This is a genomic window from Mesorhizobium sp. 128a (genome assembly GCF_053848025.1).
In genome coordinates this window covers 150556-172961 of sequence record NZ_JBSPKY010000015.1, presented here as the reverse complement: position 1 = coordinate 172961, position 22406 = coordinate 150556, and the positions used below count along the sequence as shown (strand labels likewise).

Genomic DNA, 22406 nt, shown 5'->3' with positions numbered 1-22406 from the left:
GAAACCACTTCGCTGCGCCCCTGCCGTCTCTCCAGGCGTCCAAAGCCTAATAACGCAACAGGCCCACAGGGGGAGAAGGGAAGGCAGTCCCGGGGCTTTGACTGTACAATCACCACTGTACGAAGTACGAACGGCCAAGATTGTCAGGCTGGCACAGCGCCGACCTGAGCCAGTGCTCGCTGATGAGCGCAAACCAGAATTCCGAAAGAGTAACATGTCCAATTTCGAAGGTATCCTTCCTGCGCTGGCAGAGGCGCTGGAAAAACGCGGCTATTCCGAGCTGACGCCGGTGCAGAAGGCCGTGCTGGAACTTGGCGACGCCGATGCGCTGGTGTCGGCGCAGACCGGCTCCGGCAAGACCGTCGCCTTCGGCCTCGCTCTGGCGCCCACGCTGCTGGAAGGCGCCGAGCGCTTTGGCCAGGCTGGCATACCTTTGGCATTGGCCGTGGCGCCGACGCGCGAACTCGCCTTGCAGGTGATGCGCGAGCTGCAATGGCTGTACGCGCCAACCGGGGCGACGGTCGCCTCCTGTGTCGGCGGCATGGATATGCGCTCCGAGCGGCGCGTGCTGGAGCGCGGCGCGCATATCGTCGTCGGCACGCCCGGCCGCCTGCGCGACCACATCACCCGAAATTCGCTCAACATGTCGGCGCTTAGGGCCGTGGTGCTGGACGAGGCCGATGAGATGCTCGATCTCGGCTTTCGCGAGGACCTCGAATTCATCCTTGACGCCGCACCCGCCCAGCGCCGCACGCTGATGTTTTCGGCCACCGTGCCGCGCTCGATCGCCACGCTTGCGCAGGGCTACCAGCGCGACGCCGTGCGCATTTCGGCCGGCGGCGAGGAAAAGCAGCATCTCGACATCGAATACCGGGCGCTGAACGTTGCCTTCCCCGACCGCGAGAACGCCATCATCAATGTGCTGCGCTTCTACGAGGCGAAGAACGCGCTGGTATTCTGCAACACCCGCGCCGCCGTCAACCATCTCACGGCACGCTTCAACAACCGCAATTTTTCGGTCGTGGCGCTGTCAGGCGAACTCAGCCAGAACGAGCGCAGCCATGCGCTGCAGGCGATGCGCGACGGCCGCGCCAAGGTCTGCATCGCAACCGACGTTGCCGCGCGCGGCATCGACCTGCCCAATCTCGAACTGGTGATCCATGCCGATCTGCCGACCAATCCCGAAACGCTGCTGCACCGCAGTGGCCGGACGGGACGCGCCGGGCGCAAGGGCGTCAGCGCGCTGATCGTGCCGAACAGCGCCCGCCGGCGCACCGAGCGCCTGCTTCAAAGTGCCAAGCTGACGGCGACATGGGCGAGCCCGCCTTCGGCCGACGACGTCATCCGGCGCGACGACGAGCGCATCCTGGCCGATCCGACCTTCGACGAGCCGGTGGCCGATGACGAGCGCGGCTTCATCGATGCGCTTCTGGCCAAACACGGCGCCGAACAGGTGGCGGCCGCCTTCGTGCGCCAGTGCCGCGCCAGCCGCTCGGCGCCCGAAGATCTCATGGAGGTCGCCGCGTCCACGCCTTCGCGTGAAAAGGGCGAAAAGTTCGCCTCCCGCGATGAGGCGCCCAGCCGTCGCGACGATTTCGGCGCCAGCGTCTGGTTCTCGCTGTCGGTGGGGCGGCGGCAAAATGCCGAGCCGCGCTGGCTGATCCCGATGCTGTGCCGCACAGGCAATATCTCCAAGCGCGAGATCGGCTCCATCAAGATGCAGCCGGAGGAAACCTACGTGCAGATCGCGGCCGACTGGGCCGACCGTTTCCTCGCCGCCATTGGCCCCGACAAGAAATTGCAGGGCAACATTGCGGTGAAGCGCCTGGAGGGCACGCCCGATTTGTCGCGCGCCGGCTACCAGCCGCCGAAGCCGGACAAGAAGCCACATCGCGGCAAGCGGCCGTTCGAGGCACCGCAAGGGGCGCACAAGCCGAAATTCGAGAAGCGCCCCGCCGGCGATGCAAAGCCGTGGGCCGGCAAGCCAAAATTCGACAAGGCTGGACCGGGCAAGAACAAGAAGCAGAAGAAACGGCCGGCTTGAGGCGCTTATCGGCCAATTGCAGACGCGGGCGCCGCCCCTCATTGCCCTGCCGGGCATTTCTCCCCGTATAGCGACGGGGAGAAAGGGCTAGCCGCAGCCTTGGCGCCTTTCTTGCAAAGCTGGCGATTGGCGAAGTCGGCGATGACAGCGCCCTTCTCCCCGTCACTATACGGGGAGAAGATGGCGGCAGCCAGATGAGGGGCAGCGCCAAGGTGGTGCTAATGAGCAGGTGTCGAACGCTCCATTCACCATTTCGCTCCCACCTCTTGCGGTCCTCTCCAACTTTGAACAGTCTGTGCCAACACGGGGGTGAGGCGGATGCAGGGCGAAGTTCTTCATTATGACGAGGCCCAGGGCTTCGGTTTCATCACCGGGGCGGACGGCAACCGCTACACGTTCGCGCGCGAGGATCTGCGCCGCGGTGTGGTGATCGCCAAGGGCGCCGTGGTCGAGTTCCTGCCGGCAAGCGGCCAGGCGCGCGATGTTTTTTCGATCCGCGCCCAGGCCGCCGGTCCGGCGACCGCAGCTGCCGCTGCAAGCGCCGCGCCGCCCAAACCCGCCGCTTCGGCCGCGCCGCAGCCGCAGCATTTCGGTCGACTGGCCGAGGACGGCGCGGTTCACGACAGTGGACTGCCGGGTTATTTCTGGCGGGGCGTGACGCGCAATTACATCAACTTCGCCGAGCGCGCCCGCCGAAAGGAATTCTGGGCCTACTGCCTGTTCTGGACCGTCAGCTTCATCCTGGTCGGCCTTGTCGGCGCCCTCGCCGACCAGACGATCGGCAATTTCAATGACGGCAACGGGCCGATCGTGACCGTCGGCGTCTGGGGCCTGTTTGTGCTGGCGACGTTCCTGCCCTGGCTGGGACTGATTGTCCGCCGGCTGCACGATATCGGCCTCACCGGCTGGCTGGTCCTGCTGATTTTCGTGCCGACCTTCGGCACGCTGGCCATCATCGTGTTCGGGCTGATCCCGACCCAGGGCCACGAAAACCAGTGGGGTCCCGTGCCGCAGGGTGTCAGGGTTTAGCGAATTCTTCTCAGCGCTTCGCCCGAAAGCCTGAGAAACACCTTCTGGCCGTGCCGTTCGGCGCCGAGCCGATCGTAGAAACGCAACGCGTCCTCGTTCCAGCCCTCGGTGGTGAGATCGATGCGGCCGATGCCTTCCCTGAGGCAGTGGCCGGCGAGAAAGCCGAGCAGTGCCCGGCCGGTGGCGGCGTTGCGGGCATTCTCACGCACGAACAGGTCTTTCAGGAACATCAGCCGTTCGAGGTCGATGCCGGGATGCGCGATCGCCACCGAGGCCAGCCCCGCAACCTTGCCGCCGGCGAAGGCGAGCGCAAAATGCGGATAGGCCGGGCTTTCGTCGCCGAGCCATTTTCGTGCCGTGGCCGCAGCCCGGCCGTGATCGAGCGACGCCTGCCGATAGTGCGCCGCCATCTCGCAAAGCACAGTGGCAAGCGCTTCGGCGTCGTCGGTCGTCGCCCAGCGGACGTCGACCGCCTCCGGATCAGCCAAGGAACTTGGCGATGATGGCATCGCCCATCGCGACCGTGCCGACCTCGATCATGCCCTCGGAGAAAATGTCCTTGGTGCGCAGGCCGTCATCGAGCACTGCGGCGATTGCCGCTTCGAGTTTGTCGGCCTCATCGACCATGCCGAAGGAATAGCGCAGGCACATGGCGAAGGAGGCGATCATGGCGATCGGGTTGGCGATGCCCTGTCCCGCAATGTCGGGCGCCGAGCCATGCACCGGCTCATAGAGCGCCTTGCGCTTCTTGGTCTTCACATCGGGCGCGCCGAGCGAGGCCGACGGCAGCATGCCGATCGAGCCCGTCAGCATGGCGGCGATATCGGACAGCATGTCGCCGAACAAATTGTCGGTGACGATGACGTCGAACTGCTTTGGCCAGCGCACCAGCTGCATGCCGCCGGCATCGGCCAGCATGTGGTCGAGCTTGACGTCGGCATATCTGGCCTTCTGGGTCTGGGTGACAACCTCGTTCCACAGCACGCCCGACTTCATGACGTTGCGCTTTTCCATCGACGTGACGTGGTTCTTGCGGGTGCGTGCCAGCTCGAAGGCGACGCCCGAAATGCGCTCGATCTCGAACGTGTCGTAGACCTGGGTGTCGATGCCGCGCTTCTGGCCGTTGCCGAGATCGATGATCTGCTTCGGCTCGCCGAAATAGACGCCGCCGGTGAGCTCACGCACGATGAGGATGTCCAGCCCTTCGACCACCTCCTGCTTGAGCGAGGAGGAGGCGGCGAGCGCCGGGTAGCAGATGGCGGGCCTGAGATTGGCGAACAGCTCCATGTCCTTGCGCAGCCGCAAGAGACCCGCCTCGGGGCGCACCTCGTAAGGCACCTTGTCCCATTTCGGGCCGCCGACGGCGCCGAACAGCACGGCATCCGCCGCCATCGCCTTTTCCATGTCGGCATCCGAAATCGCCGCGCCATGCGCATCGTAGGCGCAGCCGCCGACCAGGCCCTCATCGGTGGCAAAGCCGCTGCCGAGTTTGGCGTTCATGGCCGCAATCAGCTTCTTCACCTCGGCCATCGACTCCGGGCCGATGCCGTCGCCGGCGAGCAGGAGAAGATTTTTCGAAGCCATCAGAACCGTCCCGATACTGTTTGGAGAAACCGCGGCCTTGCTAAACGCCAAGCGGGCGGCGCGCAAGCCTGGAAGCGCGGTCACCGATGCGAGAGAATATTCACCAATCTGCCGAACGGATCGCGCACATAGAAGCGCCTCACGCCCCAGGGCTCGTCGGCCGGACCGTATTCGATCGCGAAACCGGCGGCCTTCATGGCGTCGAGCAAGGCATCGACATCGTCGACTTCGATCGACAGATCCGGCACCGGCGTGCCGGAGCCGCCCTGGGCCATGAAGCTGACCTGCACCTGCATCCGCTCGTCGGATCCGTAGGTGACGATCCAGCCCTGATCCATCAGTATGTCTAGGCCGAGCACATCCTGGTAGAAGCGCTTCGCCGCTGCCGCGTCTGGTGTCCCGATATTGGCTACGATGCGCCGGACCGTCATGCCTTTGACCTCAGGCGGTGCGCCGCAGCGCCGTGACTTCGATCTCGATCTTCATTTCCGGCTTGTTGAGCTGGCAGACGATCATCGTCGCCGCCGGGCGTATCTCGCTGAAGGCTTCGCCGAGGATCGGGAAGACGACATCCACGAAAGCCTGGTCGGTGATGTAGTAATGCGCCCGTACCACATCGGCAATGTCGAAGCCGCCGTCCTGAAGCGCCTTGGCGATGGTGGCCAGGCAATTGCGCGTCTGCGCCTCGACCGTCTCCGGCATGGTCATGGTCGCATAGTCGTAGCCGGTAGTTCCCGAAACGAAACACCAATCGCCCTGCACCACCGCGCGCGAATAGCCGGCGGTTTTTTCGAAGGGCGAACCGGTGGAGATGAGTTTGCGCATGGGGCCTCGCTGATGGTTGCGGACACTTTGCAGGGAAAGGGCCGAGTAGGCCATGGGCCAACTCAGGTGCAAATCTTGGACGGCGGCGGGACAGCCCCCCTCTGGCCTGCCGGCCATCTCCCCCGCAAGGAGGGAGATTGGCAGCTTCTGCGCCGCAGCTATTCTTTGCGTGTTGATTGGCGAAGGCAGTCGTGACGGCTGATCTCCCCCCTTGCGGGGGAGATGCCCGGCAGGGCAGAGGGGGGGTGGGAAGGATCGTGGCGTAGCGGTCCTTCCGCTGCCAGTCGCGAAACCCTAGTTCCCCTGCGCCTTGTCCATCGCTTCCTTCACATCCGCCGGCCAGGTCTTCACGTCAGGCCAGGCCTGCGGCTCGTCATCGTCGCCGCGGCGGGCGAAATAGAGCGTGTGCTTGACCGGGTCGACCGCCATGAAGCCGTCATTGCTGCCGCAAGCGTGCGGTACGCAGCCGGTGGCGTAGAAGGCGCCGGACGCCGTCTTTTCGGTGCCGCCGCCGACCAGCAGGCTGGTCGCCATATCGGGCATGCTGTCGCCAAGCAGCGCCTTTGCCGCCTTGTAGACGGCCTCATTGTGGAAGGCGTCGATGATGTTCTGGTACTTGGACGGGTCGATGTCCTTCCAGTCGGTACCCGGCTCCGGCGCGTAGGTCAGATCGCCGGAAATCGTCAGCCCTTCGGTGGGAGACCATTGCAGCGCCTGCTTCGTATCGCCCGGCAAGAGATAGGGCACGAAATAGATGGCGTTGTCGGCGACCGCCGCCGGCGGCGCGCCGCACTCGTCCTGCTCGACCGTAAGGCTCTGGATCTCGCCCCCTTCCGGCTTCCAGACGATGACCGTGGCCGGGCCGCACTGGTTGCCGCCATCGCCGACATCGACCAGGGCCACGTTGACGCCACCGACCTTGACCACCTTGTCGAAAAACACGTCGTAATTGCTGGCCAGCTGCTTGCCGTCATAGGCTAGCACCTTCTCGCCATACTCTTCCTGCTGGGTGATGGTCAGCTGCCCACCTTCGAACGGAATAGGCGCCTGGCTGTCATCGTCGGGGGCCGCCGCATCATCGCTGCCGTGCGCGCCCTGGTCGGTCGCCCCCTGATCGGCCGCCGGCTGGTCTGTCGCCGGCTTCTGGGCGGTGGCGGCCGGCGTCTGCGTTTGCGCAAAGCCCGCCACCGGCATCAGCATCCACGCCAGCGCGCAGGCGCCGGCAAGAAGCGAACGTGTCATGACTGCCCCTCCGTTCAGCCGCCACGAGCCCGGCCTGCGAAAGCCGGGCTATCGTCTTAGATCGTACTTGTCAGGCCCAGGGGCGCTCAGCGGCGTTCTTCTTCTCGAACGAGTCGATGGCGCTGGCCTTTTCCATGGTCAGGCCGATGTCGTCGAGGCCGTTCAAGAGGCAGTGGCGCTTGAAGTCGTCGAGGTCGAACGTGACCACGCCGCCGTCCGGACCGCGGATTTCCTTGGCTTCGAGGTCGACCGACAGCGTCGCGTTCGAACCGCGCGAGGCGTCGTCCATCAGCTTGTCCAGATCGTCTGGGCTGACGGTGATCGGCAAGATGCCGTTCTTGAAGCAGTTGTTGTAGAAAATGTCGGCGAACGAGGTCGAGATTACGCAGCGAATGCCGAAGTCGAGCAGCGCCCATGGCGCGTGCTCGCGGCTCGAGCCGCAGCCGAAATTGTCGCCGGCGACCAGGATCTGCGCCTTGCGGTAGGCCGGCTTGTTGAGCACGAAGTCGGGGTTTTCCGAACCGTCATCCAAGTAGCGCATTTCGGCGAACAGGCCGCTGCCGAGCCCGGTGCGCTTGATCGTCTTGAGATAATCCTTCGGGATGATCATGTCGGTGTCGACATTGACGATCGGCATGGGAGCGGCGACGCCGGTGAGCTTGGTGAACTTGTCCATGGCTTTGCCCTGTGTCTTCGATGCAGAATATCTATTTCGTTGCGGGAGATTGCTGACGCACCGTTTACACAAAGCCGGCGGCAAATAAAAGGCAACTGTTCGCGCGCGACCTAGATCGTAAAAGATCGGCGCGGCAGCGTCTTTAAAACCGGCGACGGCTGGTGCACCCTTGTGCCCATGACCACACCCTCGAAAATCCTCTATGCCAGCGAGCCAAAGCTCGACGTCGCCGAATTCCGCCGCGTGCTGGTCGAATCCACGCTTGGCGAGACACGCCCCGTCGATGACGACGACCGGCTGCAGGCGATGCTTTCGGGCGCAAATCTTGTGCTGACCGCGCGGCTGGATCTTGAAGACAGGCCGCTGATCGGCGTTCTCAGAGCCATCACGGATTTTTCCTGGGTGTGCTACATCTCCGAGCTCGCCGTGTCGCAATCGGCGCAAGGCCTTGGCATCGGCAAGGGCCTGATGGATGAGGTGCGCCGGCAGCTCGGGCCATCGGTCGCCATCAGCCTGATCTCGATGCCCGACGCCGTCGGCTTCTACGAGCGTATCGGCATGACGCGCATGCCCGACGCATTCTGGTTCGGCCGCAAGGGGTGACGCCAGCCGAACCAAGCGCAACGGCAAGTCCACGACCGGCGGGCAGGGTCAGTGCCGCCGGTCGTGCCTTAGATAGGCCGGCTGCCATCGGATGCACTTTGAACTTCCGTCGACTGGCTGCAATCAATACCGGCAAAGGCGCTCGGTGTTCTTGGGCGATGCGGAACGGTGTTTAGGTCCCAGCGGAACAACCGAAGGGCGCCGCAGGATGTCATTGTCCTTTCCTGAATACGGTCTTGACCCGCGCCTCATCCTGCCCACATCTCCGGCATGGAGAACCGCCGATCTTTCATAGGCACGGCCGGCTGGGGAATTCCGACACGCTACAAGGATGCTTTTGCGCAATCCGGTTCGCATCTCGAGCGTTACGCAAAACGCTTTCCCGTCGTCGAGATCGACACCGCTTTCTACAAGCCGCACCGTCGTGAGACCTATGAGCGCTGGGCACGCTCGGTGCCGGAGCAGTTCCGCTTCGCCGTCAAGACGCCGAAAGCTATGACTCATGAGCACCGCCTCGCCGACTGCGAGACGCTGGCAGAGGACTTTCTCGAACAGGCAGGAGGTCTCGGCGCAAAACTGAGTGTGCTTTTGGTGCAGCTGCCGCCGAGCCTGCCTTTCGAGCCGGATGTCGTCGACAGTTTCTTCGACATGCTGGGCAAGCGCACCCGTGCGAGGCTGGTATGCGAGCCGCGCCATCCCAGCTGGTTCGGCGCCGAGGCGGACGCACTCTTGGCCGAAAGGCGGATTGCGCGTGTCGCCGCCGACCCGGCTCCCGTTCCGGAGGCGGCGGCGCCGGCCGGCTGGTCAGGGCTTGCCTATTTCCGCTGGCATGGCGCGCCGCGCATCTATTATTCGGACTACGATGCCGAAAGCCTCGCCCGGTTTGGCCGGCAGGTGGACGCAGCGGCCGCCTCCGGGGCGGAGGTCTGGGGCATTTTCGACAACACGGCAGCCGGGCATGCGCTGGGCAATGCGCACTCAGTAAGTGCCATGGTTGCGTAGACGCTTCTTCCTTCCCTCCCTGTGGGGGAAGGTGGATCGGCGCGAAGCGCCGAGACGGATGAGGGGTGTTCCAGCGGAGTGAGACGCTGGCATTCCCTGGAACACCCCTCATCCGTCGCCTTCGGCGACACCTTCTCCCACAGGGGGGAGAAGGAAAAAGAGGCGCTCAAATCACATTCAATTCCCGGAACGGCCGCCCCTCGGCCACGCGGCTGTAACCGAACGCCGAGCAGTCCACCGTCCGGTAACCGCCATGCACCAGCAACTCGGCCAGCGCCTTGCCGACCGCCGGCGCCTGCTGCAGGCCATGACCTGAAAACCCGTTGGCGAAGACGAAATTGCCGACCTCGGGATGCGGGCCGATGACGGCGTTCTGGTCGAGCGTGTTGTAGTCATAGTGGCCGGCCCAGGCGCGTGTCGACTTGATCGCCTCGAAGGCTGGGATGCGCGTTGCCAGTATCGGCCAGATCACCTCTTCGAACAGCGGCCAGTCGACATCGAAATCCCGGGGGTCGGCGGGGCCATCACCCTCTTCCGGCTCGGCGCCGCCGGTGAGATAGACCGAGCCTTCCGGCCGGACATAGATGCCGGAGGGATCGACCAGCAGCGGCATGTCGGCATATTTTTCCCGCGCCTCGAAGACGAAGACATTGCGCTTGCGCGGTTCGACCGGCAGCGCCAGCCCGGCAAGGGCGGCGACCTTGCCGGCGTTTGGGCCGGCGGCATTGACGACGATGCCGGCTTCGAGCCTTTCGCCATTGTCGAGGCTCACGCCGGTGACGCGGTTGCCCTGCCGCTCGATACCGGTGACATCGCCGGCGATGAAATCGATTTGTCTGTCGCGCAGCGCCTTGCGGAACAGCGTCAGCATCGCATGCGCGTCGAACCAGCCCTCGCCGGTGCGACCGAAGGCGCCGGCGCTGATGCCTTCCGTCGACAGCCAGGAAAAGCGCTTCGCCAACTGGTCGGCGTCCTCGAGCAGAATGTCGGCGCCCTCGGCGACCTGCGCTTCGTGGTTGGCTTTCAGGATCGGCAGCCCGGTGTCGCCGGCGAGGATCAGATAGCCGCCCTCGCGAAAACCGATATCGGCATCGGTGCCGAATTCCTCCTTCAGTCGTCGAAATAGCCCCAGGGTGAATTGCGACAGGCGGATGTTTTCCGGGATCGAGAATTGCTGACGGATCGAGGCCATCGACAGCGTCGTGGCCGCATGGGCGAATTGCGGATCGCGCTCGATCAGCGCGATCGATCCGGTGAATCCCTCCTCGCGCAGATAGTAGGCGACCGAGGAACCGACGATGGCTCCGCCGATGATGACGATGTCGTAGCGCACTCTGTTCTCCAATCCAGCGGCCTTTACGCGGCCGGCAAGGAAATCTCGAAGCGCGTGCCGCGTCCGGAGTCAACCAGCGCGATCGTGCCATCATGCGCTTTCAGGAGGGCCAGCACGATGCCGAGGCCCATGCCGGTGCCGCCGGATTCGCGCCGCGTGGTGAAGAATGGCTCGAAAATGCGAGCCCTGTTGCTCGGTGAAATGCCGGCGCCGTCGTCGCTGACCGCAATGGTTGCCTTGCCGTCGGCGCCGGCCGCCGTCAGCAAGACCTGCGTCGCGCCGTGCCTGGCCGAATTGTCGATCAAATTGGCAAGCACGATGGCCGCATTCTCGGCCGAGATGCGCAAGCCTAGGGCGCCGCCGGCCTCGACTTTGACCGCCAGCCGGCCGTCCACCGGCAGCAGCGCGAGCGCCCCATCGAGCGAGGTGCTTTCGCCGCTGGGTGCCAGGTTTTCGGCACGCGCAAGATCGAGCAGGCGCCGCACCAGCAGATTGAGGCGCCCGGCATCGTTGACGATGTTGCCGGAGAACCGCTTGCGCTCGGCGGCGTCCATCGCCTCGCCGGAATCGCGCAACAGCTCGGCTGCACCCTGGATCGCCGTCAGCGGCGATTTTAGCTCATGCGAGACATGGGTAGCAAAGGTCTGGATGCTGTCGGAGCGCGCCTGCAGCTTTTCGGCCATGTCGAGGAAGGCGGCGGACAGTTCGGCCATTTCGCGCGTGCCGTGATGGTCGAGCGGCCGGATCGCGTCGCGATCGCCGGCGGCGATGCGCCTGGTGCGCTCCATCAGCGCGTAGATCGGCCGGCTGACGGTGCGCAGGAAAACCAGCGCGATCAGCAGCGTGCCGCAAAGCATGGCGATGGCCGCGAGCGTCACCTTGCCGCGTTCGCCGTAGAGATGCTTGATGATGTTGTTCGGCGTTCGCGACAGATAGATCACCCCGGCGACGTGACCGTCGACCGCAATCGGCATGGCGACAAAGACGCGGACTTTTGTGCCGCGGCTGACCGAGTAGAGAGGCGGTGGCGGCTGGTCGGGGATCCTTTGCCTGAGCGCGCTGGCATAGCGGCCGGCAAGGGCCTCGCGCACCTCCTCGACGCCGCCGAGCGACATGCCGACCTCATCGCGCCCGGCAATGACGACGCCCTTGGGGTCGAGCAGCCGGAAGCCGGCCAGCGTGGTTTTCTGCGTTGCGTCGAGAATTCCAGACAGCCGCGCGCCGATCGCCGCAAAGGCTGGATCGGCGGCGGCAGCCACGCCGGCGGGCCGGGTCGGCAGCAGATAGTCGGAGGCGAGGTCGAGGCTAGGCTCGATCGGCTGGTAGGGTGAGTCGTCGCTGCGGCTGGCATCGTCGCTCTCTGCTTCAACCGGCGCACCGAGCTTGTCCGGGGAAATGCCGGCGTCGCGGACATCCTGTGCATAGATGGCAGCGATGACGGCGCCTTGAGCGATCAGCTCGCCCTCGGTCTGGCGGATCAGCTGGTTTTCATAAAGCCGGAAGAAGAACAGCCCGACCAGCGGCAGCGCCAGCACCATGATGAGGATGGCGAGAACCACCGTGGCCAGCCTTGGCCGCCATTTGGTGCCGATCCATTTGGCGTCGCTCAGGCGCCGCATCGGCCGAGCCGAAAACCGACACCATGCACGGTTTCGATGGCGTCGAGGCAGCCTGCCGCCGCGAGCTTGGCGCGGATGTTGCGGATATGGCTGTCGACGGTGCGGTCGGCGACGTGGATGTTGGCGGCATAGGCGCTGGCCACCACGAGGTCACGGCCCAGCACATGCGCCGGACGCGCCAGAAATCCCTTCAGGATCGAGAATTCGATCGCCGTCAGCGCCAGTGCCTTGCCGTCGAAACTGGCGCCGTGACTGGCCGGCACCAGGCTGAGCTTGCCATGCGCGAAGTTTCGGGCATCGGCCGGTTCCGGTACGGCGCGGGCGCGGCGCAGGATGACATTGACGCGCGCCACCAGTTCGCGCGGGCTGAACGGCTTGGTCACGTAGTCGTCGCCGCCCATTTCGAGCCCGAGGATGCGGTCGATCTCCTCGTCACGCGCCGACAGGAACAGCACCGGCACGTCGGACCGCTGCCTGAGCCGCCGGCAGACCTCCAGCCCATCCATCTCCGGCATGCCGATGTCGAGCACGACGAGGTCGGGCTCGCGGCGCTCGATCGCCTGCAGGGCGGCGGCGCCATCCGCGACTGCTTGCGTCTTCATGCCGGCCTTTTCCAGCGCAAAGCAGATGATTTCGCGAATGTGCGGATCGTCGTCGGCGACCAGGATTTGATGCGGCATGGGTCTAGCGGTCCGGCATGGAAGGTTGGGACGGTCGCGAAGGTTGCTGTGCCAGAGGAAGCACGAGCGGGCCTCTCTTGTCGAGAACCTGCACGAGCCGCCAGCCGCGAAAGCTCCAGGCGCGCCACTTCTTCTGCTCGGCGATATAGTCGTCGATCATCAGCTGGTCGGCCAGATAGGTGGTTTGGTTCCCGAATTTGTGCATGTAGTAGCGGTCCAGCGCCGGCATGGCGACAGCGCCGAACGAGCGTAGATATTCGGCATCGAGCGGCGTGCCGGAACCGGACATTTCCAGGGAGTGGTCGACATTGAAGTTTGCGATCACAGCTGCGAAGTTGATGAAGCAGCAGGCATAAAGCGTCGCCGATAGCGTCAGAAGATTGGCGGAGAGCAGCCATTCGTTGGATTTTCCGAGCGCGATGCGGGCTATGATCAGCGCAAGCCCTGATGCCACCAGCCCCATCCAGACGAAAGCCGCGATGCGCCAGTAGGTCAGCGCATAGACGCCGATATAGAGATCGAGCCGCAGGATCGACGAGATGACCAGCACTATGTTCTGCGCCACCCAGGCATAGACCAGCCGGCGGATCAGCGGATCGCCCGAGGTTTCGCTGCCCGGCCGCAGCGCCGCCAGCACGAAGCCGGCGGCAAGCAGCGCAGTGGCGATCAGCGGATAGGCGCCGCGATGCGCATAGGTAGCGTAGCTCATGCCGTCGGGAAGGGCGATCCCACCCCAGAGATAGGCCGCGTCGAGCCCGGTCTGCAGCGCAAACAGCGCGTTGAAGACGAGCAGCGCGCGCAGGATGGCGCCCTTGCCGAAGACGATGTCCTCGACGACATGCCGCTGCGCTTTGGTCGCTGGTCGGGTACCGGCAAGACCGTGGCCTGGCCGTCGGATACGAGGCAGGAAGCGTGGCACGCGCGGGCGCAGCAAAGCCCACACGCCGGCGAGCACGACCAGCCAGAAGACAATCCGCGCCAGTTGGATGAGATCGATGAGTTTCATCAGGTCGATCAGCGACAGCCAGTAATCGATGACCGGATTGGCGGCGCCGAACAGCGCCAGGAAGACCGCGCCCAGCGTCAGCGGCATGACCCAGACTGCGATGGAAGCAACCCGGATCCGGCGCCGGCCGAACCGCCGCGCCGTTTTGCGCCAGCGGATGAAATCGCTGATGAACCGCAGCGGCACAGCCAGGAGAAACAAGGTGATCTGGCGGGCAACGCCGGCGATGCGGCGCCGCAGCCGCCCGGCCAGCGACAGCGCAAACACCACCATGGCAACGAGCGCGATCGAGACCGACAGCGGGCTGACATTCTCGGCCAGCGGCAGCAGAGCGGCGAGCAGGCAGACCGGCTTGAGCCAGGGCCTGGGGGAATTCAGGGCGGAAGGATGCACGGCCACCACCGCGGTGGCAGTCGCGATGGCGAACACAAGGACGGTGATGCCAACTGGCTGGTCGTAAAAGAAAAAATCCGCCAGCGCGACGAGCAGGACGGCAATGCCGAAGCGGCTGCAAAAGCTGACGAACGATGTCATGCGCGGATCTTCCTGATGGGCTGGACGCGACCGACCGGCGGATGCCTGCGGATAAAAGGGAGCAGGCTTGCCTCAGGGCGATGGCTTGCCTCTGGCCGGGGCGGGTCGACCAACCACCAGCTTTCGCTGCGCAGCCTGTAGGGCAGACGGAGGGTGTTTTGCTTTTGCATGCCGCCCTTGTCGCTGGTCGCCAGGGAGACGACAGGGCGGAGCGGAGGAGGTTTTCCCCAGAGATGTGCAGTTTTTGTGCAGGCTCCTTTCCTCTCCCTCCGGAGGGGGGGAGAGGTGGCTCGGCGAAGCCGAGACGGAGTGGGGGAACCACCTTCGCCGCGAACGGACATAAGGGCGCTAGGCGCAAGCATCGCCTGACTTTGCACCCAAGGGTCGACCCCCACTCCGTCGAGCTTCGCTCGACACCTCTCCCCCGATCGACGGGGGAGAGGAAGGGCTCCCTTCCGCAACTGCTGAGGAGGACAGACAAGGTGAGGGCAGCGCCGACTTCGCCAATCACCAGCCGCACCCTTGCCTCACCCGTCCACAGCCGCCATAGATCACGCCATGACAAGCGAACCCTACCGCCCGCGCCGCTCGGTACTCTACGTCCCCGCCTCCAACGACAAGGCGCTGGCCAAGATCGCGGCGCTTACCTGCGATGCCGTGATCATCGACCTCGAAGACGCCGTCGCTCCCATCGACAAGGTCGCGGCGCGGGAAAAGCTGGCCGGCATTTTCGCCAACCGGCCGAAGCGGCGATGCGAGATGATCGTGCGTGTCAACGCGCTGTCCAGCGATTGGGGCAACGACGACCTGCTGGCCGCGGCAAGATTCGAGCCGGACGGCATCCTGTTGTCCAAGGTCGCCACGCCGCGCGACATCCTCGAAGTCGGCGACGTGCTCGACGACAATTTTGCCCCTGACGGTGTCAAACTCTGGGCGATGATCGAGACGCCCAAGGCCATGCTCAACATCGGCGCCATCGCCGAACTCGGCCGCGATCCGGCCTCGCGCCTTAATTGTTTCGTTGCCGGAACGAACGATTTGGTCAAGGAGACCGGCATTCTGGCGACGCCCGACCGGCGCTACCTCGTGCCGTGGCTGATGCAGATGGTGCTGGCCGCGCGGGCCGGCGGCATCGACATTCTCGACGGCGTATCCAATGATTTTCGCGACCTCGACGCGTTCGCGCGCGAATGCATGGAGGCCGCCGCCATGGGGTTCGACGGCAAGACGTTGATCCACCCGGCCCAGATCGACGCCGCCAACCGCGCCTTCGCACCCGCGCCCGAAGCCCTGGCCGAGGCGCGGGCGGTGAAGGAAGCCTTCGCCTTGCCGGAAAATACCGGCAAGGGCGTGATTGCGCTGGACGGCAGGATGGTCGAGCGGCTGCATTTGGCGCAGGCCGAAAAATTGCTGGCGAAGGCCGCCGCCATCGGCGCATGATTGCCTAAGCCGGCTTCAGAAGATCACACCGCAACAAGTACAGAATTCACGACAGGACCTGACCCATGAAACTCTATCGCTTTCTGTCCGCCCCGGACGATTCCAGCTTCTGCCACAAGGTGACGGCGGCGCTGAACAAGGGCTGGCACCTGTTCGGCTCACCTACCTACGCCTACGACAAGAAGACCAAGTCGATGCGCTGCGGCCAGGCGGTGGTGAAGGATGTCGACGGCCAGGAATACGGGCCGGATACGAAGCTCAGCGACTGGTAGGCTTTGCCAAAGCGCCGACGCAGGATGTGTCGAGATTCAGGTCAGGCAGAGTCGAAAATGGTGGCTCCGAGAACCGGAGCGGAGCGTACTTTAAGTACGTGAGCACCGGAAGCGCAGGAAGCTACCATTTGCAGGCCGGCCTCACCTGAAAATCGGCACGTCCTACTCCACCGCCTCTTCGATCTTCTCCATATCATCGTCCGACAGGCCGAAATGGTGGCCGATCTCGTGGATCAGCACGTGGGTGACGATGTCGCCCAGCGTTTCTTCGTTCTCGGCCCAGTAGTCGAGGATGGCGCGGCGGTACAGCGTGATGCGGTTCGGGCCTTCGCCGGTCTGCGGGTTCCAGCGCTCGGCGATGCCGCGGCCCTCGAACAGGCCGAGCAGGTCGAACGGCGTCTCCAGCGACAGATCGTCCATGATCTCGTCGGTCGGGAACTCGGCGATCACGATGACGATCTCGCCGGTCAGCTTGCGAAAATCGTCCGGCAGATGCGCATAGGCCTCCAGCGCCAGAAACTCCATCTCCTCGATCGAGGGCGAGAGTTCGTCGTGCCAGGTGCGGGTCTTGTAGATGCGGGCCATGCGTTAGTCCTTTGATCCCGGCATATAGGCTTTCCCTCCGGAATCGGCAAATGAACGCGGCGGCCGCCTATCCTCCCGGCTCGGAGACAGGAATAAATTCCCCATGACTCCGCTTGACTCTTCCGTCACCCTCTGGAATCTATAGGAACATAACAGGAACAATTGTGCGAGAAACTGACCGTCATGGCGACATCAGCCGTGGCGCGGGAGACTGTTTTTGCCCTGCGCCGCCAGATCGCGAAGATCGAGGGAACGCTGCCCGAGCGCCTGGCCGCGCCGGCTGGCGAGCGGCCTCGTGCGCGCGCTGACAGCGCTATCGGCGGTGCGCCCGAACCTAATGCCGATGTCACCATCATCCGGCGCGGCCTTGCCGTGGCTTCGCCGGATGCCTTCCTGCCCACCGGCGTCGAGCGCCTCGATGCAGCGCTGAGCGGCGGCCTGCCGAAAGCCGCCCTGACCGAAATCCACGGCCTCGAGACCCGCAATGCCGGGGCCGTCGCCGGCTTTGTGCTGTCGCTGGTCAGCCTGATCCTCAGGGGGCAGAACCTGCCCGCGCTGTGGATCGGCACGTCGGAGATTTTTCGCGAGGCCGGCTTTCCCTATGCCAGGGGATTGCAGGGCATGTTCGGCATCGCGCCGGAGCAATTGCTGTTTTCCGAGGCGCCGAAACTCACCGATGCGCTGTGGGTGGCCGAGGAGGCCGCGAAGATGACCGCGCTCGCCGCAATCATCCTCGAAATCCGCGGCAGCCCGCAGCGTCTCGACCTCACCGCGACGCGCCGGCTGCACGCCCGCGCCCAGAGCGCCGGCCGGCCGGTGTTCCTATTGCGCCAGGCCGGCGAGGCCGAACCAACCGCCGCCCCGGTGCGCCTCATCGTGTCGTCCGCAGCGGCTGCAAGCCGCCGGACCATCGCCGGGCCGCTCGCCGGCTCGATCGGCCGCCCCGCCTTCACCGTCAGCATCGGCAAGAGCCGCACCGCCCTGCCTGGACAATTCACACTAGAGTGGAACCCCGATGAACACCGTTTCGAAGAAAGACGGCCACGCAAGGAACAACCAGAGAATTCTGTCGCTGTGGTTCCCGCATCTCGGGGCGGAACGGATCCTGCGCCAGCGCCTGGGACGGTCGTGGCGTTCCCGGCCGTCGGATCATCTGCCACTGGTGATCAGCCATCGCGACCGCAACGCCCAGCGCATTTCGGCCCTCGACGAGCGGGCTGAGGCGCTGCACCTGAAGCGCGGCATGGGCATTGCCGACGCGCGCGCCATGCATCCCTCGATCGACATCGTCGAGGCCGACCCGGAGGCCGACCGCCGGCTGCTCGAAGGCCTCGCCGACTGGTGCGACCGTTACACGCCGCTGGTGGCGCTGGACGGCGCCGACGGGCTTTATCTCGACGTCACCGGCTGCACGCATCTGTTCGGCGGCGAACGCGCCATGCTGGACGACATCCTTGCGCGCTTTTTCCAGCAGGGTTTTGACGTCCGCGCCGGGCTTGCCGCAACGCCGGGCGCGGCCTGGGCGGCGGCGCGCTTCTGCGGCGACCGCATCGTTCCCTCAGGCGAGGAGGAAGCCCTGCTTGCCCCTTTGCCGCTGGCCGCTTTGCGCATCGAGCCTGATATCCGCGCCAGCCTGGAAAGTGTCGGCCTGCGCACCGCCGGCGCCGTCATGGCCGCACCGCGCGCGCCGCTTGCCCGCCGCTTCGGCGCGACCTTGCTGTTGCGTATCGACCAGGCGCTCGGCCGCCTCGACGAGGCGGTGTCGCCGCGCCTGCCGGTGGCGCCGCTTTCGGTCGAACGCCACCTCGCCGAGCCGATCGTGCTGACCGCCGAGATCGAACGGCTGGTGGAAATGCTGGCGGTGACGCTGAAGGTCGATCTCGAGCGCCGCGGCGAGGGCGCCCGGATGCTCGCGCTGCTTTTGTTTCGCGTCGACGGCGCTGTCAGCCGGCTCAGTGTCGGTACGTCACGGCCCTTGCGCGAACCGAAGCTGATCCAGCGCCTGTTCCACGAGCGGCTGACAGCGCTCGAGCAGGACATCGATGCCGGCTACGGTTTCGACCTGGTGCGGCTTTCGGTGCTGGCGGCGGCCGCCTTCGACATGCAGCAGGCCGATTTGACCGGAGAGACCGAGGATGACAGCGCCGACATCGCGATGTTTGCCGACCGCATCCGCGCCCGGCTCGGCGACACTGCTGTGCTGAAAGCGGTCGCTGTCGAGAGCCATCTGCCGGAACGCGCCGTCGCCACCATACCCTTTTCCGAGGCGCCGCAGCGGACCACGCCGCCGAAAAGGTCGGACCGGAAAGACGCGCCGCCCGCAACAATCTTCCCGCCGGAGCGGCCGATCCGGCTGTTCCGGTCGCCCGAGCCAATCGAGGTACCGGCGACGGAAATGCCGGAAGGCCCGCCGATGAACTTTCGCTGGCGGCGTGCGCTCTACCGGGTCGCCCGCGCCGAAGGGCCCGAACGCATCGCGCCGGAATGGTGGCAGAAGGGTGAGGAGGACGCACCGACCCGCGATTATTTCCGCATCGAGGATGCAGAGGGCCGACGCTATTGGCTCTACCGCCAGGGGCTCTACGGCGCCGGCCAGCCTTCGCCGCGCTGGTTCATGCACGGGGTGTTCGCATGAACGCGCTGACCGTCATCCCCTATGCCGAGTTCGGCATCCAGTCGAATTTCTCCTTCCTTCGCGGCGCCTCCAAGCCGGAGGAGTTGGTGGTCGCCGCCAAATTCCTCGGCTTTTCCTCGATCGGGCTTGCCGACCGCAACACCGTGGCCGGCGTCGTGCGCGCCTGGCAGCAGGCCAAGGTCGAGAAGCTCGCCTATCACCCCGGTTGCCGGCTGGTGTTCGGCGACGGCACGCCGGATATTCTCGCCTACCCGCAGAACCGCAAGGGCTGGGGCCATCTCTGCCGCATGCTGACGCAGGCCAATCTGCGCGACGAAAACGAGAAGGGCGCGACCCTTCTCCAGCGCAGCGACCTGCTCGAATGGGGCGCCCTGCTGTCGCTGGCGGTGCTGCCGGATCTCTCGGCGAATGCGGATGATCCCCTGGCATTGATCCGTCAGCTGAAGGACCGGTTCGGCGCAAACCTGCGGCTTGGCGTGGCACCGGATTATCGCGGCCATGACCGTTTCCGCATCGAACAGGCGGCCGCCATGGCCGACGCCGCCGGCGTGCCGCTGATGGCGACCAACGATGTGCTCTATCACAGCGCCGAACGACGCTCCTTGCAGGACGTGCTCACCGCCATCCGCCTCAATGTGCCGGTCGCCGAGGTCGGGCTGGAGCTGACGGCCAATGCCGAGCGCCATCTGAAGCCGCCGCTGGAAATGGCCCGTCTCTTCCGCCGTCATCCGCAGGCGCTGGCCGAGACGCTGCGCTTCGCCGGAGAGCTGACCTTCTCGCTTGGCGATCTCCAGTACAATTATCCCGACGAGCCGACGCAATCGGGCCTCGGGCCGCAGGCCGAGCTCGAGCGTCTGGCCAGGGAGGGGGCCGCCACGCGCTATCCGGCGGGCGTCCCCGCTTCCGTCTCGCAGCGCATCGATGAAGAGCTCGCTCTGATCGAGCGCCTAAACTATGCGCGCTATTTCCTGACCGTTTACGACATCGTCCAGTTCGCCCGCAACGAGGGCATTCTGTGCCAGGGCAGAGGCTCGGCCGCCAATTCGATCGTCTGCTTCTGCATCGGCATCACCGAGGTCGGCCCGGAGCGCATCGACACGCTGTTCGAGCGGTTCATTTCCGAGGAGCGCAACGAGCCGCCCGACATCGACGTCGACTTCGAGCATGAGCGGCGCGAAGAGGTGATCCAGTACATCTATTCGAAATACAGCGCCAAGCGCACAGCGCTGGCCGCCGCCGTCATCAGCTATCGCGGCCGCTCGGCGCTGCGCGAGGTGGCGAAGGCCATGAGCCTGTCAGACGATGTCCGCAGCGCGCTGTCCAGCTCGATCTGGGGCTGGTCGACCTCGGAGCTCGGCGAGAAGGAGGCGCATGCCGGCGGCCTCGACCGCAGCGAAACCTCGACCCGGCATGTGCTCGCCCACGCCAACGAGATCATGGGCTTTCCCCGGCATTTGTCGCAGCATGTCGGCGGCTTCGTCATCACCAGGGACCGGCTCGACGAGATCGTGCCCATCGTCAAGACGGCGATGGAGGCTCGCAAGATGGTCGAATGGGACAAGGACGATCTCGACGCGGTCAAGATTTTGAAGGTCGACGTGCTGGCGCTCGGCATGCTGACCTGCCTGAAACGCGCCTTCACCTTGCTCACAGAGCATTATCCGGATGCGCGCGATGAGTATGGCAGGCCCTACGTGCTGGGCAGCCTCCCGCCTGAGGACAGGCATGTCTACGACATGATCTGCCGAGCCGACACGCTCGGCGTCTTCCAGATCGAATCGCGCGCTCAGATGTCGATGCTGCCAAGGCTCAAGCCAAAGGACTTCTACGACCTTGTCATCGAGGTGGCGATCGTGCGGCCGGGCCCGATCCAGGGCGACATGGTTCATCCCTATCTGCGGCGCCGGCAAGGCAAGGAAAAGGCCGAGTATCAAAAGCCGGAGTTGGAGGCGATCCTCAAGAAGACGCTGGGCGTGCCGCTGTTTCAGGAACAGGCGATGAAGATCGCCATCGTCGCCGGCGGTTTCAAGCCGGGCGAAGCCGACGAATTGCGCCGCGCCATGGCCACCTTCAAGCGCACCGGCACCATCGGCAATTACCGCCAGCGCATGATCGACGGCATGGTCGGCAAGGGATACACCAAGGACTTCGCCGAGCGCTGCTTCAAGCAGATCGAAGGCTTCGGCGAATACGGCTTTCCCGAAAGCCATGCCGCCTCCTTCGCGCTGCTCGTCTATGCCTCCTGCTGGTTCAAGACCTTCTATCCCGACGTGTTCTGCGCCGCGATCCTGAACTCACAGCCTATGGGGTTCTACCAGCCGGCCCAGCTGGTTCGCGACGCGCGCGACCATGGCGTCGATATCCGCGACGCCGACGTCAATTTCTCAGGCTGGGACTGCACGCTGGAGGAAGACGACTTCGATCCCGGCCGGATCCTGCCACGCCATGCCGAGATGCGCGGTGTGATCGAGACAAGGCACGCCGTTCGGCTCGGCTTCAGGCAGATCAAGGGGCTTTCCAAGGAGCGCATGGAGGCTTTTGTGGCGCGACGCGGTGCCGGCTACTCAAGCGTGCGCGATGTCTGGCTGCGCTCGGGCCTCGATGTCGACGACATCGAAAGGCTGGCACAGGCCGACGCCTTCCGCTCGCTCGGCCTTGATCGTCGCGAAGCCTTGTGGGCGGTGCGCGCGCTGGACGGCAAGAGTGCGGCCGAAAGGCTGCCGCTGTTCGACCAGCCGGCGATCCGCCTGCGCGAGCTCGAGCCCGCGACGAAACTGCCGACAATGCCGCTCGGCGAACATGTCATCCACGATTACCGCGCGCTCGGCCTGTCCTTGAAGGCGCATCCGGTCGCCTTCCTGCGCGAGCGGCTCGACCGCGCCGGCGTCATCCCCAACGCCAACCTTGGCTTGGTTCGCGACGGCCGGCGGGTTTCCGTCGCCGGCCTGGTGCTGGTGCGCCAGCGGCCCGGCAAGGGCAATGCGATCTTCCTGACCCTGGAGGACGACAAGGCGGTCGCCAACGTCATTTTCTGGGAAAGGACGTTTACCCGCTTCCGCCCCATCGTCATGGGCGCCCGCTTCGTCAAGGTCACCGGCAAGCTGCAGTCGGAATCCGACGTCATCCACATCGTCGCCGAAAAGATCGAGGATTTGACCCCTTGGCTGACTGTGCTTCTGGAAGAGATGACGCCGGCTGTGCCCGCCCGTCCGGACATTGCGGCACTCTCCGACAAAGCAGAGAGCGTCATGCCAAAGGGCCGCAATTTCCAGTAGGGCTTTGCGGAGACGCCCATCG

Annotated in this window: 20 protein-coding genes; 9 read left to right on the top strand and 11 right to left on the bottom strand. The window is 65.0% G+C overall.

Annotated elements, in window-relative coordinates:
• Positions 1-214 precede the first annotated feature (214 nt).
• Positions 215-2044 carry a DEAD/DEAH box helicase gene (locus ACWTU9_RS23860; protein WP_455860433.1) on the top strand — a complete coding sequence of 610 codons (1830 nt, stop codon included), beginning with the start codon at positions 215-217 and terminating at the stop codon, positions 2042-2044.
• Between the two features lie 318 nt (positions 2045-2362).
• Positions 2363-3073 carry a DUF805 domain-containing protein gene (locus tag ACWTU9_RS23855; RefSeq protein WP_455860432.1) on the top strand — a complete coding sequence of 237 codons (711 nt, stop codon included), beginning with the start codon at positions 2363-2365 and terminating at the stop codon, positions 3071-3073.
• Here the strand turns inward: ACWTU9_RS23855 and ACWTU9_RS23850 are convergent.
• The 6 genes from ACWTU9_RS23850 to leuD all read right to left on the bottom strand — a co-directional run bounded on the left by ACWTU9_RS23850 (position 3070) and on the right by leuD (position 7400).
• Positions 3070-3561: an N-acetyltransferase family protein gene (locus ACWTU9_RS23850; protein WP_455860431.1), complete on the bottom strand. Its 492-nt coding sequence runs from the start codon at positions 3559-3561 to the stop codon at positions 3070-3072. The two genes, ACWTU9_RS23855 and ACWTU9_RS23850, sit on opposite strands and share 4 nt — an antisense overlap.
• Complete coding sequence (gene leuB / locus ACWTU9_RS23845) at positions 3554-4657, bottom strand: 3-isopropylmalate dehydrogenase (RefSeq protein WP_455860430.1); 1104 nt, start codon at positions 4655-4657, stop codon at positions 3554-3556. Before leuB ends, ACWTU9_RS23850 begins: the two co-directional genes overlap by 8 nt.
• Before the next feature lie 80 nt (positions 4658-4737).
• Complete coding sequence (locus ACWTU9_RS23840; protein WP_455860429.1) at positions 4738-5088, bottom strand: VOC family protein; 351 nt, start codon at positions 5086-5088, stop codon at positions 4738-4740.
• 10 nt (positions 5089-5098) lie between these two features.
• On the bottom strand, positions 5099-5482 hold the full coding sequence (locus ACWTU9_RS23835) for a RidA family protein (RefSeq protein ID WP_455860428.1): 384 nt from the start codon (positions 5480-5482) through the stop codon (positions 5099-5101).
• A gap of 294 nt (positions 5483-5776) precedes the next feature.
• Complete coding sequence (locus ACWTU9_RS23830) at positions 5777-6724, bottom strand: hypothetical protein (RefSeq protein ID WP_455860427.1); 948 nt, start codon at positions 6722-6724, stop codon at positions 5777-5779.
• Between the two features lie 70 nt (positions 6725-6794).
• Positions 6795-7400, bottom strand: a complete 606-nt coding sequence (gene leuD, locus ACWTU9_RS23825) for a 3-isopropylmalate dehydratase small subunit (protein ID WP_455860426.1) — start codon at positions 7398-7400, stop codon at positions 6795-6797.
• Between the two features lie 177 nt (positions 7401-7577).
• Between leuD and ACWTU9_RS23820 the strand changes: the two genes are divergently transcribed.
• Both ACWTU9_RS23820 and ACWTU9_RS23815 read left to right on the top strand, forming a co-directional pair.
• Positions 7578-8003: a GNAT family N-acetyltransferase gene (locus ACWTU9_RS23820; protein ID WP_455860425.1), complete on the top strand. Its 426-nt coding sequence runs from the start codon at positions 7578-7580 to the stop codon at positions 8001-8003.
• 270 nt (positions 8004-8273) lie between these two features.
• Entirely contained in the window at positions 8274-9005 is a 732-nt protein-coding gene (locus ACWTU9_RS23815; RefSeq protein WP_455860424.1) for a DUF72 domain-containing protein, read from the top strand.
• 166 nt (positions 9006-9171) lie between these two features.
• On the opposite strand, the gene ACWTU9_RS23810 is transcribed toward ACWTU9_RS23815, so the two are convergent.
• From ACWTU9_RS23810 to ACWTU9_RS23795, 4 genes are read right to left on the bottom strand one after another with little or no spacing between them, the layout of a single operon-like run.
• Complete coding sequence (locus tag ACWTU9_RS23810) at positions 9172-10338, bottom strand: NAD(P)/FAD-dependent oxidoreductase (protein ID WP_455860423.1); 1167 nt, start codon at positions 10336-10338, stop codon at positions 9172-9174.
• Between the two features lie 23 nt (positions 10339-10361).
• On the bottom strand, positions 10362-11957 hold the full coding sequence (locus ACWTU9_RS23805; RefSeq protein ID WP_455860422.1) for an ATP-binding protein: 1596 nt from the start codon (positions 11955-11957) through the stop codon (positions 10362-10364).
• Positions 11945-12637: a response regulator gene (locus tag ACWTU9_RS23800; protein WP_455860421.1), complete on the bottom strand. Its 693-nt coding sequence runs from the start codon at positions 12635-12637 to the stop codon at positions 11945-11947. Before ACWTU9_RS23800 ends, ACWTU9_RS23805 begins: the two co-directional genes overlap by 13 nt.
• 4 nt (positions 12638-12641) lie before the next feature.
• Positions 12642-14177, bottom strand: coding sequence for a DUF4153 domain-containing protein (locus ACWTU9_RS23795; RefSeq protein ID WP_455860420.1), 1536 nt, complete (start codon positions 14175-14177; stop codon positions 12642-12644).
• A 558-nt stretch (positions 14178-14735) separates the two neighbouring features.
• Between ACWTU9_RS23795 and ACWTU9_RS23790 the strand changes: the two genes are divergently transcribed.
• Positions 14736-15617, top strand: a complete 882-nt coding sequence (locus ACWTU9_RS23790; protein ID WP_455860419.1) for an HpcH/HpaI aldolase/citrate lyase family protein — start codon at positions 14736-14738, stop codon at positions 15615-15617.
• 65 nt (positions 15618-15682) lie between these two features.
• On the top strand, positions 15683-15889 hold the full coding sequence (locus ACWTU9_RS23785) for a DUF1737 domain-containing protein (protein WP_454575642.1): 207 nt from the start codon (positions 15683-15685) through the stop codon (positions 15887-15889).
• Between the two features lie 162 nt (positions 15890-16051).
• Here the strand turns inward: ACWTU9_RS23785 and ACWTU9_RS23780 are convergent, their stop codons facing one another.
• Positions 16052-16474: a metallopeptidase family protein gene (locus ACWTU9_RS23780; RefSeq protein WP_455860418.1), complete on the bottom strand. Its 423-nt coding sequence runs from the start codon at positions 16472-16474 to the stop codon at positions 16052-16054.
• Between the two features lie 183 nt (positions 16475-16657).
• Here ACWTU9_RS23780 and ACWTU9_RS23775 point away from each other — a divergent pair, with 183 nt between their 5' ends.
• From ACWTU9_RS23775 to ACWTU9_RS23765, 3 genes are read left to right on the top strand one after another with little or no spacing between them, the layout of a single operon-like run.
• Entirely contained in the window at positions 16658-17695 is a 1038-nt protein-coding gene (locus tag ACWTU9_RS23775) for an ImuA family protein (RefSeq protein ID WP_455860417.1), read from the top strand.
• On the top strand, positions 17637-19109 hold the full coding sequence (locus ACWTU9_RS23770; protein WP_455860416.1) for a DUF6504 family protein: 1473 nt from the start codon (positions 17637-17639) through the stop codon (positions 19107-19109). Before ACWTU9_RS23775 ends, ACWTU9_RS23770 begins: the two co-directional genes overlap by 59 nt.
• Positions 19106-22384 carry an error-prone DNA polymerase gene (locus ACWTU9_RS23765; RefSeq protein WP_455860415.1) on the top strand — a complete coding sequence of 1093 codons (3279 nt, stop codon included), beginning with the start codon at positions 19106-19108 and terminating at the stop codon, positions 22382-22384. The genes ACWTU9_RS23770 and ACWTU9_RS23765 overlap by 4 nt, the downstream gene beginning before the upstream one ends.
• Positions 22385-22406 lie beyond the last annotated feature (22 nt).

Bases quoted from the DNA above. Each gene is read 5' to 3' on its own strand.
- ACWTU9_RS23775 (WP_455860417.1), top strand. From the start codon at position 16,658: ATGGCGACATCAGCCGTGGCGCGGGAGACTGTTTTTGCCCTGCGCCGC.
- ACWTU9_RS23820 (WP_455860425.1), top strand. From the start codon at position 7,578: ATGACCACACCCTCGAAAATCCTCTATGCCAGCGAGCCAAAGCTCGAC.
- ACWTU9_RS23790 (WP_455860419.1), top strand. From the start codon at position 14,736: ATGACAAGCGAACCCTACCGCCCGCGCCGCTCGGTACTCTACGTCCCC.
- ACWTU9_RS23855 (WP_455860432.1), top strand. From the start codon at position 2,363: ATGCAGGGCGAAGTTCTTCATTATGACGAGGCCCAGGGCTTCGGTTTC.
- ACWTU9_RS23765 (WP_455860415.1), top strand. From the start codon at position 19,106: ATGAACGCGCTGACCGTCATCCCCTATGCCGAGTTCGGCATCCAGTCG.
- ACWTU9_RS23780 (WP_455860418.1), bottom strand. From the start codon at position 16,474: ATGGCCCGCATCTACAAGACCCGCACCTGGCACGACGAACTCTCGCCC.
- ACWTU9_RS23840 (WP_455860429.1), bottom strand. From the start codon at position 5,088: ATGACGGTCCGGCGCATCGTAGCCAATATCGGGACACCAGACGCGGCA.
- ACWTU9_RS23835 (WP_455860428.1), bottom strand. From the start codon at position 5,482: ATGCGCAAACTCATCTCCACCGGTTCGCCCTTCGAAAAAACCGCCGGC.
- ACWTU9_RS23805 (WP_455860422.1), bottom strand. From the start codon at position 11,957: ATGCGGCGCCTGAGCGACGCCAAATGGATCGGCACCAAATGGCGGCCA.
- ACWTU9_RS23795 (WP_455860420.1), bottom strand. From the start codon at position 14,177: ATGACATCGTTCGTCAGCTTTTGCAGCCGCTTCGGCATTGCCGTCCTG.
- ACWTU9_RS23815 (WP_455860424.1), top strand. From the start codon at position 8,274: ATGGAGAACCGCCGATCTTTCATAGGCACGGCCGGCTGGGGAATTCCG.
- ACWTU9_RS23830 (WP_455860427.1), bottom strand. From the start codon at position 6,724: ATGACACGTTCGCTTCTTGCCGGCGCCTGCGCGCTGGCGTGGATGCTG.
- ACWTU9_RS23800 (WP_455860421.1), bottom strand. From the start codon at position 12,637: ATGCCGCATCAAATCCTGGTCGCCGACGACGATCCGCACATTCGCGAA.
- leuD (WP_455860426.1), bottom strand. From the start codon at position 7,400: ATGGACAAGTTCACCAAGCTCACCGGCGTCGCCGCTCCCATGCCGATC.
- leuB (WP_455860430.1), bottom strand. From the start codon at position 4,657: ATGGCTTCGAAAAATCTTCTCCTGCTCGCCGGCGACGGCATCGGCCCG.
- ACWTU9_RS23860 (WP_455860433.1), top strand. From the start codon at position 215: ATGTCCAATTTCGAAGGTATCCTTCCTGCGCTGGCAGAGGCGCTGGAA.
- ACWTU9_RS23785 (WP_454575642.1), top strand. From the start codon at position 15,683: ATGAAACTCTATCGCTTTCTGTCCGCCCCGGACGATTCCAGCTTCTGC.